Source organism: Litchfieldella qijiaojingensis, assembly GCF_014651875.1.
Taxonomy (GTDB): domain Bacteria; phylum Pseudomonadota; class Gammaproteobacteria; order Pseudomonadales; family Halomonadaceae; genus Litchfieldella; species Litchfieldella qijiaojingensis.
Genome location: NZ_BMXS01000030.1, coordinates 15,426 through 30,419, shown reverse-complemented (window position 1 = coordinate 30,419; position 14,994 = coordinate 15,426). Strand labels below are relative to the sequence as shown.

Below are 14,994 nucleotides of genomic sequence, written 5' to 3'. Positions count from 1 at the left end.
TGGGGTGGGCAGGGAGGTCACGATGGAGGCAGCCTCAGCAGTTTCGTCAGCAGCGTGTCCAACTCGCTGGCTTCGCGCATCCATAGCGACTTGCTGATCGGGCCAGTGGCGAAGATCTCGCGCAGCACGCCATGCAGTTCCTCGGCTAGGGTTAACTCACGGCCCAGGCCATTGTTCAGACGCTCGACCTGAATCGCCAGACGCAAGGGGTCATCCTGCGGGCTGACCCGTGCGCCCGCCAACAGGGCTAGGTGTACGCGAAGCCTTGTCAAGGTTTCCTCGACCTCGGTATCGGTCGGGGGATGGCGGCGGGCAGCATTGCGATGCAGGTGTGCCTGGATCATGTCACCGCTCAGGGTGTCATCGGAGGGCACATCGACCGCTTCCTGCCCCATCAGTACGGCCTCATCGGCGGTGAGATGAGCATTGAGCAGTGGCTGGAGGGTTTTCCAGCGTTCGACTTCTTCCTGGACGGCCAGGCGCTCCAGGCGGCCGCGACGGGCACGCAGGATGCCCGACCAGCGGCGACGCATGCCTTCGCTGCGGCGGCCCTGGGGCAGTGGCTCGAGAGACTCGGCCTCGGCAATGGCCTGGTCGAGTAGGGTAGTGTCCTGGCTGGTGTCGGGCTGCCAGGCATCGATACGATCGATCAAGGCCTGCATGGCATCGAGCTGAGCTTTGGCGCGCTGGGCCCGGTTGTCGCGCTCAGCTTCACGGCTGGCGAAAATGGCGTCGCAGATGGTGCGAAACTCTCGCCACAGGGCTTGCTCTTCCCCCTTGGGAGCACGGCCGAGTCCGCGCCAGCGTCGTTGCAGCGCCTTGATTTGTTCGGCGCGTTGACCGACGGAATGGAAAGATGTCTGTAATTCCCTGGCCTGTTCGATCAGATCGCGTTTGGCGCTGGCGATTTCCTGGGCACGGCGATCGATCAGAGCCTGCAGCCCATGGCGAATTCGCCCGAAGCGGCGGCCAATGGCTTCGGCCTGATCGCGTGGCACCGGCGAGTGGCGTCGCCATTGCTCCCGGGCTCGGTCGCGGATGTCGCGCAGGGCGTCGGGGTCGGCGGCCGGATCAGGTTGTTCGAGCAATGCCTCGAGCTGCTCGCAGAGGGCTTGTCGGGCTTCAAGATTGCGTTCACGTTGCCGGTTCTGAGTTTCGCGCCAGGGGGCGAGCCGTTCGTGGATGCGGTCAGAGGCGGCCCTGAAGCGTGTGGACAGTTCACGGTCGGCGGCAGCATCGCCGAGTTCTTTCCATTCCTTGACCAGTTGGCGATGGCGACGGTCGAGTTCGGCATCAACGATGCTGTCATCAGCCGCCAGTTCGGTGATGGCCTGGCAAAGTTGATTGCGTTTGGGGCCAGCGACGAAACCACGCCAATCTCGTAGCTCGGCGAGTTGGGCGCCTAGACGTTTGAGTGTGCCCAAGAGGGGGTGGAGACGGCTCTCGGGAAGATGTTCTGCACGTTGGCGAAGACTCTGATGCAAGCGACTGGCACCCTTGAAAGCTCCTTGCTGGAGCAGGCGCTCTAGCTCTTGCAGGTCGCGTTCGAAGGCTTGCAGGCGTTGGTCGTGGCTGAGCGAGGTAGCGGCGCTATCCTCGTGCAGTAGATTCCGAACGCGCTCGAGCAAAGGAGTGGGTGGTAACCAGTCGGGCCAGGCGCACTCCTCATGAAGGGCCGCCAGGCATGCCCTATCATCCTCGGCCAGGGCCTGTTGCAGGGCCTCTGCTTTCTGCCCTAGGCGTTCCCAGGCCTGACCGATACGCTCATACTCATCAAGGGCGTGATCGTAGCGTTGACGCAAGGCATCTTCGGGAGGATGGGTATCGGAAAGCGCCTGCCAGCGACTGGCCAGCAGGCGCTTCTGGGCACGTAGACTGTCGATGTCCTGCGTGCCAAGGCGTTCGCCCAGTCGCAGTCCCTGCAACGACTCTTCGAGCGCCTCCACGAGCGACTGGCGGGTCTGGGCAGCATCCTCGCGCTGTCGATCGGCGACCTCATGAACATGTCGTTGTGCTTCATGGTCGGTGATTGTCTTGCGGCATAGCAGGCAGGCATCCTGATAGCGGCGTTCCTGTTCAGCACTGGGCAGATTCTTGAGAGCTTCCCATTCTCGCTGCAGATGTCGATAACGCCCGGCATACAGAGGCTCCCAGGTATGCTGGGCATGCTGTTCGAGTGCCTGCAGGATACGTTCGCGTTCGGCATGGGCCTGCACCACCTGAGCTGCGTCGGCTCGAAGCTGGTTGAGTCGCTCTCGGGCCAGGCGGGCGACATTTTTGTCACGTCTGGCGTGGCGTGTCAGCCGGGTGAGCCCTTCCTCACTCTTCACACGTTCGGCGGCTGCATGTCGCACCGCTGCAATACCGTTCTCGCAGGCTTGCTGGACCAATGCCTCCTCGTCGCTCAGGCGTGCCAAGGCGGCCAGGCGTAGCTGCTGGTTGTCACCCTGCATGGCAATGTCAGACAGCAGTTGGGTGTCATCGAGGCGCTCGACCAGCGACAGGCGCTCGTGCAGGGTAATACCGGTTTCCCGCCCCACTAGTAGGTCGATCAGGCGAAGGCGCAACTGAGGGGTATCGGAGCCCGCTGACAGGCGTTCGAGCAGCCACGCCGGGTCGTGTAGCTTCGCCAGCGCTTTCAGGCGGATCTCGGCATCGTCATCGTCGATGAGCTGTTCGAGGGCATGCCGATCCTCTTCTCGCGTCGGGTCCAGTCTGGCCACGGCCTGAGCCCGGATGCGGGGATCCGGGTGCTGCCAGCGGCGGGTGAACAATCGTTGAATCCAACCTGACATGAACGATCCTGACATGGTGGCGCGCATCCCTGTGGTGGACTGGCGAAGCGAGATGTGCCTTGAGGCAGTCGGCACAGGCGCCATTGGGTGGTTATTAGGGCATCGGACGAACTGTTATCTAAGCATGTGATGAGGAAGTGGAAAAGTCTGATGGTTGCACTAGAGTCGCTTGATGTTGCTTTCTGGAGACACTGACAGCGGTGCGTGCTGGCCTTATGATCAGTTGCAGGAGCGAGACGTGTCGCTTAGTTTTACCCTCATCACCTGACGTGGAGTCCGGCAATGAGTCTGAACGTGGACAGGGCGAGCATGGCGTTTTCCTTCAAGGGGGGCATGCTGCCCATGACAGTCATGGAGCTGACTAGTGCGGATCCCGAGCGGATCCGTGAGCAACTGGCCGGCAAATTGAGTCAGTCACCGGCCTTCTTCCAGCATACGCCCGTCGTACTAAGCGTGGAAAAGCTCGATGAGCCGCATTTGGCGCTGGAACGGATCTGTGCTGTATGCCGTGCACACAAGCTACTGCCGGTGGCGGTGCGCGGAGGTACGGACCCGGTCAAGCAGTCAGCTTGGGCGCTGGGGCTTGGCTGGTTTCCGCCGCAGGAGATCAAGTCTCGCAACCTGGAAAGCGTTGCCGCCGTCTCCGAGGCTCCCGTCGACAAAGCTGAGATACCGGTCGGGGCTGCCAGTGGTGGACGCATCTATCGTGGCACAGTGCGGTCGGGACAGCAGGTCAGCGCCCAAGAGGGCGATCTGGTGGTCATCGGTGCGGTCAATGCCGGTGCCGAGGTATTGGCGGCGGGTAGCGTGCATGTCTATGGCGCGTTGCGCGGGCGTGCCTTGGCCGGTATCCATGGCGACCATCAGGCGGGTATCTTCTGTCGCGAGCTGCATGCCGAGCTGCTCTCCGTGGCCGGCAACTACAAGCGATTGGAAGACATCGATCCCCGTCTGCTGGGGCAGTCGGTTCAAGTGCAGTTGAGCGATGACCAGTTGAGCATTGCCTCGCTCGCTTGATAACCGGGCCACGCATGCGGATCGGTAGTCAATATCCTCTCCCACTAGCAACAGGAAGCTTATCTTGGCCAAGATCATTGTAGTGACCTCCGGCAAGGGCGGGGTCGGCAAGACGACCAGTGCGGCAGCCATCGCCACCGGGCTGGCGCTGCGGGGCAAGAAGACGGTGGTGATCGATTTCGACGTGGGCCTGCGCAACCTGGATCTGATCATGGGTTGCGAGCGGCGCGTAGTCTATGACCTGGTCAATGTCATTCAGGGCGAAGCTGGCCTGAACCAGGCCCTGATCCGCGACAAGCGGGTCGACAACCTGCATATCCTGCCGGCTTCCCAAACGCGCGACAAGGATGCCCTGACCAGCGAAGGCGTCGAGAAGATCCTGGATATGCTGGGCAAGGATTTCGACTACATCATTTGTGATTCACCGGCGGGTATCGAGCGCGGGGCGCAACTGGCCATGTACTTCGCCGACGAGGCGGTCGTGGTCACCAACCCCGAGGTGTCGTCGGTCCGCGATTCGGATCGCATCCTCGGCCTGCTTGGGTCGAAGACACGCCGCGCGGAACGCAATCAGGATCCGGTCAAGGAACATTTGCTGATTACTCGCTACAACCCGTCGCGAGTCGACGATGGCGATATGCTCAATCTGGATGACATCCAGGAGATTCTGGCCATCGATCTGCTGGGGCTGATCCCCGAGTCCGAGGCGGTACTGCGGGCGTCCAACCAGGGGATTCCGGTGACCCACGATGCCAAGAGCGATGCTGGCCAGGCCTATACCGACACGGTGTCGCGCCTGTTGGGTGAAGACGTGCCGCTGCGTTTTCACGAATTTCAGAAAAAAGGTTTGCTAAGCCGCATGTTCGGAGGAGGTCGCCGTTGAAACTGCTGGAATTTCTCAGGGGCGAACGCAAGAAGACGGCATCGGTGGCCAAGGAGCGGCTACAGATCATCGTGGCGCACCAACGCAGCCAGCGCGATCAGCCGGACTACATGCCGATGCTGGAGCGTGAATTGCTGGAAGTGATTCGTCGCTATGTCAAAGTGGATCAGGATGCCATCAACATTAGCCTCGACCGCGACGAAGACTGCTCGGTGCTCGAACTCAATGTGACGTTGCCACGTACCTGACGTCGGCTCCCGCTTGGAGGGTGGCTGAGCGAGGCCGTGGACTGTGCTAGGCTTGAGCCCTCCTGGCATCCGGCCCGTTGGAGAGACCGCCCATGGCGCAGCCCCTTGCCGCCCCTCAGAGCTTCTTGTGGCACGATTACGAAACCTTTGGTGCCGACCCGCGTCGCGATCGTCCGTCACAATTCGCGGCTATTCGCACTAATGTCGATTTTCAGGAGGTCGGTGAACCGGTCACTCTTTATTGCCGCCCAGCCGATGACTATCTGCCACACCCCCAGGCATGCCTGATCACCGGCATCACGCCACAACAGGCGTTTCGCCGTGGGTTGCCCGAGGCCGAGTTCGCCGGTCATATCAATGCTCTGATGAGTGAGCGGGGCACCTGTGCCTTGGGCTACAACAGTCTACGTTTTGACGACGAAGTCAGTCGTCATCTCTTCTATCGCAATTTCCTCGATCCTTATGCGCGGGAATGGCAGAACGGCAATTCGCGTTGGGACCTGATCGATGCGGTGAGGGCTTTTCATGCCCTGCGTCCCGAAGGGATCGAGTGGCCCCGTCGCGATGACAGCGCACCCAGCTTCAAGCTCGAACATCTCACTGCCGCCAATCGCATCGAGCATAGCGGTGCCCACGATGCCTTGGCCGATGTACGTGCGACCATCGCCCTGGCACGCCTGCTGAGAGCCCGCAATGCCAAGCTGTTCGATTATTTGCTGCGGCTGCGCAGCAAGCGTGAGGTGACCAAGCTATTGGATGTTCCTTCGCGCAAGCCGATGCTGCATATCTCGCGACGCTATCCCGCCAGTCGTGGCTGTGCTGCGTTGGTGGTGCCCCTGGCTGAGCACCCCACTAACCCCAATGGGGTCATTGTCTACGATCTTTCGGTGGATCCGGCGCCACTGTTCTCCTTGTCGGCCGAGGCAATTCGCGAGCGTGTCTTCGTCGGTGCCGAGGAACTTGCCGAAGGCGAGGCACGTATCCCGCTCAAGGTGATTCATATCAACAGGAGCCCGGTGGTATTGCCGATCGCAGCCGTCACAGATGACGTGGCCAAACGGGTCGGTCTCGACCGGGAGCTGTGCGAACGGCATTGGCAGGCGTTGTGCGCGGATGCCGAAGCCGGGCGCAAGGCGGCTGCCGTGTTCGCCGAGGCGCCAGCGGAGGGGCCTCGCGACCCGGATCTGATGCTCTATTCCGGTGGCTTTTTCTCACCCACCGATCGCCAGGAGATGCAGCGTGTCCGCGAGACCGATCCCTGGCAGCTTGCCGAGACACCGTTCGCCTTCCAGGACCCCCGCCTGGAGGAAATGCTGTTCCGCTACCGCGCGCGCAGCTATCCGGACACCTTGAGTGCAGATGAGCAGGCTCAGTGGGAAGCCTACCGTTGGGCGCGAATGAACGATGCCAGTCTCGGCAGTTTGACCCTGCCTGGGTTTGCGCGTGAAATCGAGCGTCTGAACCAAGTCGATCTATCCGAGCGCGATCGCCAGATTCTCGAAGAGTTGGTGATGCATGTGGAGGCGATCATGCCGGCCCAGGCCTTCGGCTAGGGGAGCGCCCGGCCTGGCGAAAGACTGCGAGACCCGGGATGCCCGGGTCTCGACGTTTCAGACTCTCACCCATCGCTTTGGGGCAGGGGGGACAACTCGGCGGTCAGGGCCAGCACGTCGCTGGGTGAGTCGCCGGGGTCGAAGGTGATGTTTAGCACACCCTTATCGTGTAGCGTGGCCCAGCTTTCCCGCAGTGACTCGGGGGAAGTCTCCATGACTCGCGCGGCTAGTTTCTCGCGTCGGTTGAACTCGGTATCGCCGTAGGCCAGGCTTCGCCACAACCGATCGGTCATGCTACCGAGTGAAGTGTCACGTTGGAGGAGCCTGTCACGTACCGCCTGACGGTGGGATGACAGAGCCTCTTCGTCCAGGCCGGCCAACATCTGACTGAATTCCTCCAAGAAGGTATCGATATGCGCCTGAATCTCCTCACTCGGAGTATCCGGCGACTGCACCAGCAGGGTTAGGCCAGGAGCGTTGAGCAGCGGCATGTAGCTGGCATTGACGACATAGCCGAGCTGCTGTTCGGTGCGTAGCCGTGTGTAGAATGGGGTGCTGATTAACTGTCCGAGCACGGCCAGTCGTGCTTGGCTGGTCAGCGAGCGGTCGGGGCCTTGCAGGTAGCGCAGCACCAACGATTCCTTACGACTGGTCTCGGGATGCAGGGGGGGGAGATCGTTCGATACCTGCAGCGGCTCGAGATCAGGGATCTGGTCGCTCGACAGGCTCGGGCGTAATGCTTCGGCGACCAGGCGTGCTTCGCGCTTGGCCAACTCGGCGTTCAGATTGCCTATAGCCATCGCCTCGAGCCGTAGTTCATCGAGGAAGCGGCGACGAAATTCGCGCAGGTCCTCGGCTTTCAAATCGCGTACGGCCTCGAGCAGAGTGGATGTCGGCCACTGGGGACGAACCAGGGCTTCGCCGAGGGTGCGGTTGGCTTGCCGGTAAAGGGGGGCCTGTGGTGCGTTGCGCCACTCGCGCTCCAGGCTGTAGCGCACACGGGCGACACTGGCCTCGGTGATCTCGCCCTCGATCAACTGGGACAGTACCTGCCGTATTACCAGCTCCTGGCCGTCGCGCCAGCCGGAGAACGACAGCGTGATGCCACGCGCATGAGCATAGGCCTCGAAGCGCTGGCCAGCCAGGCGCGCCATGTATAGCTGTTCGTTCAGGCTGTCACCGAGCCAGCCTGCCAGCAAACGTGACAGAGCAGCATCCTGGGCTTCGGTGGCGGCGTTGGGGTGCTGCAGGCTGAAGCGCCATTCCACCTTGGGGGTGTCGAAGCGAGCATCAGCCTGATGCCAGAGCGAAAAGCCTTCTTCGTCGACCAAGTGCTGAGGTTTCTCATCCTGCTGTTCGAGCAAGGTAAGGTCTTCTGCGATGAAGGGGTTGGGGCCGGGTAGGCTTAGGCCCGCCAACGGCTCGGCACTGGCCCAGTCCTGCGGCTGTTGCACGCGGTAGGAAACCTGAAACCAAGGCGACACGGCTTCGCCTTGGACATCGGGACCGCTATAGACGCGCAGGAGGTTGTCGGGGCGCAGGGCGTCCAGGTAGCTCTGGATCTGATCACGTTGGAAGCCGTCCATGCGGTAAGGCGCATAGTTGACGTCCTCCAATGGGAAATGGGCCATGTTCATGGCCAGGCGCATGGCGCTATCCAGGGGGGAGCCATACTGCTGGAAGCGGAATTCCGGCTCGGCGAGGCTGGCCTGCTCGTCGTAGCGCCACTCTTCGAGTCCGTCGTCGGCGATCAGGGCGATGGCTTCGAACAGGCTGGCCTGAATGCGGGGCAAGTGGTCGGCCCCGGCCCGGGTCAAGCTGATATCGATCGAGAACAGTGCTTCATTGCCATCGCCTCGGGTGACACCGGCGGACAATCTATCGGCCAGTCCCGCCTCCCGCAGGGCCGACAGCAGGCTGCCTTCGCCTTCGTGGCCGAGCAGGTTGGCGAGATACTCGGCTGGCTTGTGACGATAGTGGTTGATCGGATCGGTGATCGGGAACAAAAAAAGCACCCGGCGGCTGTCGCGCACTGACTGAACGTCGAGGGCCAGGGGTAGGCTATCGGCTTTCACCAGTGGGGCCTCCACCTCGGGGCGCGATAGGTTGCGGTCGGGGACATCGACGAAGCGCTCGCGGACCAGGGTTTCGAGCTCGTCCAGAGGCTGGGGCGCGACGACTGCCAAGTGCATGACATTGGCACCGTAATGGCTCTCGTAGAAGTCGATGACTCGCTCGCGCAGGCTGGGCTCTCCCTCGCTGCGATCGGCTAGGGTTTCACGACTGCCCACGGCAAAGCCGGTAGTGGGGTTGTCAGGGTTCAGAACCTGGTTGAGGGCGTCATGGATTCGGCGGCCGTCGTCGCGAAGCCGGGCCTGGAACTCCGAGTGCACGATATTGCGTTCGCTTTCCAACTGGTCGGCATTGAACAGCGGCGCGATGAAGAAACGGCTGAAACGATCCAAAGCGCCGGGCAGGGCGTCGGGCTCGATATTGAAGAAGTAGTTGGTGTCCTGAGACGCAGTGAAGGCATTGTGACTGCCGCCATGGCGGCTGATGTAGCGTTGGTAGGCATCAGCTTCGGGAAATTCGTCGGTGCCGAGGAACAGCATGTGTTCGACGAAATGCGCCAGGCCGGCAAGGTCGCTAGAGTCGCTGGCGCTGCCCACACCCACATTCATCGAGGCGGCGGCCTTGTCGGCCTCCGGGTCGCTGACCAGCAGAGCGGAGAGCCCGTTGTCTAGTGTCAGAATGCGGTAATCGCGGTTGTCGTGGGGGCTGACAAGCGGCGTCTCCACGCGAGTGACACCTTCACGCCCTTCATGATCATCGGCAAGTGACGGTGAAGCGAGAATGGGAGTCAGGCTCAGAGCGAGGCCTCCCAGAAGGGTGGTGACGGCAGTCGGGAAGAATGGGATACGCATCATGTCTCCTGTGCGGTATTCCAGCGAAGCATGGGGCCGGTAGGGTGGCCGCAGGCCCAGTCCTGGTGCGAGGGATCGTTCACTCGTCTTGATACCGGAAAAGCGCCCAACAGTTCCAACGGGGCTGTCACTAGCAAATGGCGAGCCTCCTCTTGCGGTGTCGCTGGGTCGAGCCAGGCCTTGGCCGAGACGTTGTCGATGATGGCCGGCAGGCGGTCGGTCAGGGGAGCCAGCAGGGCATTGGTGTCCACGGTGATCAGAGCGGTGGAGTCATTATGCTCTGTCAGGGTGGTGTGGTAGCGACACCATAGCCCGGCCAGCAGCAAAGGGCCTCGGTCGACGCGTGTCACCAGGAAGGGCTGCTTGAAACGGGGTTGCGGTTTCCAGACATAGATGCCGCTGACCGGGATCAGGCAGCGACGAGCGGCAAATGCTTCCTGGAACATGGGGCGTGACGATAGACCCTCCGCGCGCGCGCAATGCGGCGCGTGATCGAGCACCTTGAGCCAGGGCGGGGTCAATCCCCAGAATGCCGTAACCAAATGAGGTCGCCCGCGATCCAGGCGTATGATCGACAAGGGGGAGCGCGGTGCCTGGTTGGCGCTGGTCATCAGCGGTGTCTCGCTGACCAGGTCGGGCAACGCAGGGGAAAGGTCGAGGGGCGCGATATACAGACGGCCGGCCATGGTGTCTCCTGAGGGAACAGCCGCCAAGAGTAACCAACTCCCCCCAGGCAGGAAAGCCCAAGGGGAATGCTGGCCACGCCTTGGGCTTGCGTTTGTGCGTGGTGTCGATATGCTGGTCGGAAACAGTGTTCGACCTATGTCGCTATCAACGAGAGGAAGCCGATGGCACGTCCCAGACAGCATGCGCCTGAGGCGTTGCATGCCCAAGTCATGGCGGCATGTGATGCCTGGTTGCGGGAAAATCCTGCGCACACGCTGTCGTTGAGGGCTCTGGCAAGGGAAGTCGGCTGTGCGCCGAGTACCCTACTGAAGCTCTATGGCAGCTTCGGCAATCTGCTACAGCACGTCAATATCGAGACGCTCGCGCGGTTGCGTAACGCGGTGGAAGAAATGGCGGACGCCCACCCCGAGCCTCGGCTCAAGTCACTGGCGACCGCCTACTGGCAGTTCGCCCAGCACGACCCTTACCGCTGGCAATTGTTGTTCGACTACCCCCTGGCTCAGGAAGGCGAGCTCGATCAGCGCCAGAACGACATGATCGAGGCTCTGTTCGTGCGTGTGGAAGCCACGCTCAAGGAGTTCCAGCCGGCATTGGACGATCTGGAGGCGCGGCGTATGGCCCGCACCCTGTGGGGCAGCGTGCATGGGCTGGTGCAACTGGGGCTCAACGAACGTCTAGGGTATTGGCAGGGCCAGCCGTTGGAAGTGGGCGAGTTGCTCGATCAATTGCTGTCGACCATTCTTGCCGGGCTCAAGCACGGCCCGAGGACCTCGTGAATTCACGTCTTCTCGTGCGCCGCCGCTTCGCCCCTCTCTTCTGGACTCAGTCGCTGGGCGCCTTCAATGATAATTTTCTGCGCATGGTTCTGCTGCTGTTGGCATGGAAGTCGGTATCGCCCCGCGACTGGGAACTCGGCCCCATACCCGGCCTGGCTGCGGCAGGCTTCATCCTGCCTTGTCTGGTGTTTTCGTCTTGGGGTGGGGTGCTTGGCGACCGTCTCGACAAACACCGTCTGATTCGCCGCTTGAAGCTGCTGGAATTGGCAGTCGCGCTTGGGGCGATGGTGGCGGTGTGGTTCGAGAACGCGGCCATGCTACTCGTGTTCCTGTTGTTGATGGGCTGGCAGTCGGCACTCGCTGGTCCGGTGAAGTACGCCATCCTTCCGCAGCACCTTGCCCCCACCGAACTGGTGAGCGGCAACGCTTGGATCGGGGTGGGAACCTTCGTTGCCCTGCTGGCGGGTGTGTTGCTTGCCTTGTCCATGGCGACATGGCCGACTCACTGGGCTCGAGTGGCGGTAATGCTGACGCTGGTCGGTGTAGCGAGCCTGGGGTTGCTGGTGAGCTTCGCCGTGCCGGTGGCACCGGCGCGGGACAGGATCTCCGAAAACTGGCATCCCTGGCGTAGCAACCACGAGGTGCTGCGTCAGGCCTTGCGCGAGAAGCACTTGTTTCCCGCCATGCTGGGTGTCGCGATCTTCTGGTTTCTTGTTACCTGCATGTTATTGCTGTTGCTCATCTGGGTGCGCGACGACTTTGCGGGTAGTGGAGAAGCCTTCAGTTTATTGTTGGTGGCCTTCGTTCTAGGCGTGGGTGTCGGTTCTTTCCTCTGTGCGCACTTCTCGGCGGGGCGGCTGGAAGTGGGGCTGGTTTCCTTGGGAGCGTTGCTGGCAGGTGCCGCAAGCCTGTATCTGGCCAGTCTGGCACCAGTGGCGGCAAGCGCGGAGGAATTCACCGGCTTGCTGAGTTCTGGCCACTTCTGGCAGATGTTCTTCGGCTTCATGCTGGTGGGCATCGGGGCCGGACTTTACAGCGTGCCACTGTATACCCTGGTTCAAATGCTCAGTCGCGAGGAGCGGCGCGCCCGCATGCTGGGGGCCGTCAATATGTTCAATGCCCTGGCGGTGGCGCTGGCTCTCGTTTACGGCGGTGCAATACTGGCATGGCGCGATGTCGGCTTACGTGGCGCCATTGCCGGCCTGGGCCTGATGATACTGGTCGTGGGCATCGTACTGCTGTTGCGCCGCCCTCGCCCGGTGCTGCGCCTGCTGGTCTTCGCCTTGGTACACGTGTTCTACCGGTTGCGTTTCCGTGGTCGCCACCACATCCCTGCGCGCGGCCCAGCGCTAGTGGTATGCAATCACGTCAGCTTCATGGATGCCTTGGTTCTGGGCGGCGCCAGCCCCCGTCCACTGCGCTTCCTGATGGATCAGCCGATCTATGAGTCGCCATGGCTCAATTGGTGGTTCCGTATCGTTGGCGCCATTCCGGTGGATTCGGACCGCCGTGACCCAGGCAATGTGCGCCGGGCCCTGAGCGAGGTCAGTCATGCCCTGCGTCAAGGCGAAGTGGTAATGTTGTTTCCCGAAGGGCGTCTGACGCCGGATGGCGAGATCCAGGGCTTTCGCCGTGGGCTGGACATGATCCTGGCTCGCGATCCGGTACCCGTAGTGCCAGCGGGGCTGGCGGGGTTGTGGGGATCCTGGACATCCCACCACGGAGGGCGGGCCCTGACCAAGTGGCCACGGCGGTTCCGGGCCCGGGTAGCGCTCTCCTTCGGTGAGCCGTTGTCGGCGCGCCAAGCACGATCACCACTGCTCGAGAGACGGGTGCGCGAACTTAAGGCCGATGCCGATGCTTGGGTCGAGGCCCGGCGCAAGTCGCCGCTGGCGCAGTCCTGAACGATTCAGCTCAGGCGTGTTGGACGCCGACTATGCTGCCAGCAGCGGGCCGAGGTGATCAGCTTGTCCTTGACCTGAAGGATTTCCATGCGAACTTGGCCAACCTGCATACAGGCCGGGCCATCGGGAAATGACTCAAGGTGTTCGAGGATCAGGCCATTGAGGGTCTTGGGGCCGTCGGTGGGCAGTTGCCAGTCCAGCGACTTGTTGATTTCCCGGATGTTGGCGGTGCCCTCGATCACATAGCTGCCATCGTCCTGACGATGGATCTCCTGGTGCATGCCGGCAACATCGGTGGTGAACTCGCCAACTATCTCCTCGAGGATGTCTTCCAGCGTCACCAGCCCTTCCACGTCACCATACTCATCGACGACGATGCCGATGCGTCGTTTCTGCCGCTGGAAGTTGAGCAACTGGGTATGCAGCGGGGTGGATTCAGGAATGAAGTAGGGTTCGCGGGCCTCCTGGACGATGGCCGCCTTGGTCACTTCCTGCTTGGAAAGAAAACGCGCCGCATTGCGTAGGTGGAGCATGCCGATGATGTTGTTGATGTCGCCCTTGTAGACCGGTACCCGGGTGTGCTGGCTGGTGCGAATCTGGGCCAGGATGGTGTCCAAGTCATCTTCCAGGTCGATGCCCACTACCTCGTGGCGCGGCACCATGATGTCGTTCACCGTGACGTTTTCCAGATCGAGGATCGATAGCAGCATGGCCTGGTGGCGATGGGGAATCAGGGTGCCGGCCTCATGAACCACGGTGCGCAACTCGTCGCGGGTCAGGTTGTCGGCACCGCCGTCGAGGTTCTTGACCCCAACAAGCCGCAACAGGCCGTTGGAAAGCACATTGACCAGCCATACCAGTGGATAGAGAAGCTTGAGCAGTGGTTCCAGGGCCAGTGACGCCGGGTAGGCAATGCGTTCGGGCTTGATCGCGGCGTAGGTCTTGGGACTGACTTCGGCGAAGATCAGGATCACGATGGTCAGGATCAGCGGGGCAATTGCCGGGCCGCTGACCTCACCGAAAAAATGAATCGCCAGCACGGTGGCGATGGCTGCTGCCAGGTTGTTGACCAGATTATTACCGATCAGGATGACGCCGATCAGGCGGTCAGGTCTGGCCAGCAGACGCATTACCCGTTGGGCGGCGCGTTCGCCGCTGTTCGCCTGATGGCTCAGGCGATAGCGGTTGATTGACATCATGCCGGTCTCGGAGCTGGAGAAGAAGGCTGACAGGCAAATAAGCAGGAAGAGAAGGCCAACCAGCAGTCCCAATGGGAAGTCGTCGCTCAAGATCGATGGATCCTCAATGGCATATCAAGCTCGTTTGTAGGGATTCCCCGGAAGACTGTCAAGGCATTGAAGCGGCGCTCAACCCGACTGGAAGATGACCTCGAGGGCGAACTTGCTGCCGAAATAGGCGAGTACCAGCAGGAGGCTGCCGCCTAGCGTCCAGCGCACAGCGCGCAGGCCACGCCAGCCGAGCCAGTGGTGTCCGGCGAGCAATGCCGAGAATATCGCCCAAGCGGCCAGCGACAGGATCGTCTTGTGGGCCAGGTGCTGGGCGAAAAGGTCATCGAGAAATACTAAGCCGCTGATGATGGAGGCGGTGAGCAGAAGCATCCCGGCCCAGATCAGCTCGAATAGTACTCGTTCCATGGTGGTCAGCGGTGGCAGCGACTGGACGATGCCGCGGGTATGGTGATGGCGCAGCGCCTGGTTTTGTGCCGCCAGCAATACCGCTTGCACCGCCGCGATGGCGAACAGGGAAAAGGCCAGGGCTGAACTGATGATGTGGAAGGCGATACCGGGGGGCAAGCCGGTGTCGCGCGTGGAGTCGGGCAATCCCATCGCAAGCACGAGCGTGATGGCAGCCAATGGGAACAGCCCTACGGACGCGTTGAGTACTGGCTTGACCAGGCTGACTGCCAGCAATAGCGCTGCGATCACAGCACTGGCCAGAACGGCGCTGGACGACAGTCCCAATTCCAGCCCGCCCGCCTCGCGCAGGATGGCGATGATCGTCAGTGCGTGACAGACTAGCGCCAGCAGTCCGATGCCACGTACGAGGAGCGGGCGTTGTGGCACGCGACGTGACAGCGCCAATCCCTGCCAGGAGGCGGCGCCGAGATAAAAGATGATGGCGAGGAGGGCAAAGGGAAGCGCCTGCATCAATCGTGTCCATGAGCCGCGAAGGAAGCACTGAATAAA

11 protein-coding genes are annotated in these 14,994 nt (G+C 61.7%); 6 read left to right on the top strand and 5 right to left on the bottom strand.

All coding sequences use genetic code 11. From position 1 onward, the window contains the following. Positions 1 to 17: 17 nt before the first annotated feature. Complete coding sequence (locus IE093_RS20030) at positions 18 to 2,795, bottom strand: DUF349 domain-containing protein (protein WP_189472344.1); 2,778 nt, start codon at positions 2,793 to 2,795, stop codon at positions 18 to 20. A 282-nt stretch (positions 2,796 to 3,077) separates the two neighbouring features. Here IE093_RS20030 and minC point away from each other — a divergent pair, with 282 nt between their 5' ends. The 4 genes from minC to sbcB all read left to right on the top strand — a co-directional run bounded on the left by minC (position 3,078) and on the right by sbcB (position 6,496). Then, positions 3,078 to 3,812: a septum site-determining protein MinC gene (gene minC / locus IE093_RS20025; RefSeq protein WP_189472342.1), complete on the top strand. Its 735-nt coding sequence runs from the start codon at positions 3,078 to 3,080 to the stop codon at positions 3,810 to 3,812. A 64-nt stretch (positions 3,813 to 3,876) separates the two neighbouring features. Continuing rightward, the gene (minD, locus tag IE093_RS20020) at positions 3,877 to 4,695 is read left to right on the top strand and encodes a septum site-determining protein MinD (protein ID WP_189472340.1); all 819 of its coding nucleotides are present in this window, start codon (positions 3,877 to 3,879) and stop codon (positions 4,693 to 4,695) included. Beyond that, entirely contained in the window at positions 4,692 to 4,943 is a 252-nt protein-coding gene (gene minE, locus IE093_RS20015) for a cell division topological specificity factor MinE (RefSeq protein ID WP_189472338.1), read from the top strand. The genes minD and minE overlap by 4 nt, the downstream gene beginning before the upstream one ends. A 92-nt stretch (positions 4,944 to 5,035) precedes the next feature. Continuing rightward, entirely contained in the window at positions 5,036 to 6,496 is a 1,461-nt protein-coding gene (sbcB, locus tag IE093_RS20010; protein WP_189472336.1) for an exodeoxyribonuclease I, read from the top strand. Between the two features lie 65 nt (positions 6,497 to 6,561). On the opposite strand, the gene IE093_RS20005 is transcribed toward sbcB, so the two are convergent. Together IE093_RS20005 and IE093_RS20000 are read right to left on the bottom strand one after the other, a co-directional pair. Next, a complete protein-coding gene (locus IE093_RS20005) occupies positions 6,562 to 9,423 on the bottom strand; it encodes an insulinase family protein (protein WP_229803797.1) in 2,862 nt (953 codons plus the stop codon). Beyond that, positions 9,420 to 10,106, bottom strand: coding sequence for an SOS response-associated peptidase (locus tag IE093_RS20000; RefSeq protein ID WP_189472334.1), 687 nt, complete (start codon positions 10,104 to 10,106; stop codon positions 9,420 to 9,422). Before IE093_RS20000 ends, IE093_RS20005 begins: the two co-directional genes overlap by 4 nt. Positions 10,107 to 10,268: 162 nt before the next feature. Between IE093_RS20000 and IE093_RS19995 the strand changes: the two genes are divergently transcribed. Together IE093_RS19995 and IE093_RS19990 are read left to right on the top strand one after the other, a co-directional pair. Further along, on the top strand, positions 10,269 to 10,883 hold the full coding sequence (locus IE093_RS19995) for a TetR/AcrR family transcriptional regulator (protein ID WP_189472331.1): 615 nt from the start codon (positions 10,269 to 10,271) through the stop codon (positions 10,881 to 10,883). Continuing rightward, positions 10,880 to 12,787, top strand: coding sequence for an MFS transporter (locus IE093_RS19990; RefSeq protein ID WP_229803794.1), 1,908 nt, complete (start codon positions 10,880 to 10,882; stop codon positions 12,785 to 12,787). The genes IE093_RS19995 and IE093_RS19990 overlap by 4 nt, the downstream gene beginning before the upstream one ends. A 5-nt stretch (positions 12,788 to 12,792) precedes the next feature. On the opposite strand, the gene IE093_RS19985 is transcribed toward IE093_RS19990, so the two are convergent. Both IE093_RS19985 and IE093_RS19980 read right to left on the bottom strand, forming a co-directional pair. After that, positions 12,793 to 14,076: an HlyC/CorC family transporter gene (locus IE093_RS19985; protein ID WP_189472329.1), complete on the bottom strand. Its 1,284-nt coding sequence runs from the start codon at positions 14,074 to 14,076 to the stop codon at positions 12,793 to 12,795. Positions 14,077 to 14,154: 78 nt separating this feature from the next. Then, positions 14,155 to 14,955 (bottom strand): cytochrome C assembly family protein, encoded by an 801-nt coding sequence (locus IE093_RS19980; RefSeq protein ID WP_189472328.1) that lies wholly within the window; start codon positions 14,953 to 14,955, stop codon positions 14,155 to 14,157. Positions 14,956 to 14,994: the final 39 nt, after the last annotated feature.

What these genes read in the sequence shown, in the direction of transcription:
- IE093_RS20000 (WP_189472334.1), bottom strand. Translation starts at nt 10,106, where the DNA reads ATGGCCGGCCGTCTGTATATCGCGCCCCTCGACCTTTCCCCTGCGTTG.
- sbcB (WP_189472336.1), top strand. Translation starts at nt 5,036, where the DNA reads ATGGCGCAGCCCCTTGCCGCCCCTCAGAGCTTCTTGTGGCACGATTAC.
- minC (WP_189472342.1), top strand. Translation starts at nt 3,078, where the DNA reads ATGAGTCTGAACGTGGACAGGGCGAGCATGGCGTTTTCCTTCAAGGGG.
- IE093_RS19995 (WP_189472331.1), top strand. Translation starts at nt 10,269, where the DNA reads ATGGCACGTCCCAGACAGCATGCGCCTGAGGCGTTGCATGCCCAAGTC.
- IE093_RS20005 (WP_229803797.1), bottom strand. Translation starts at nt 9,423, where the DNA reads ATGATGCGTATCCCATTCTTCCCGACTGCCGTCACCACCCTTCTGGGA.
- IE093_RS19980 (WP_189472328.1), bottom strand. Translation starts at nt 14,955, where the DNA reads ATGCAGGCGCTTCCCTTTGCCCTCCTCGCCATCATCTTTTATCTCGGC.
- IE093_RS20030 (WP_189472344.1), bottom strand. Translation starts at nt 2,795, where the DNA reads ATGTCAGGTTGGATTCAACGATTGTTCACCCGCCGCTGGCAGCACCCG.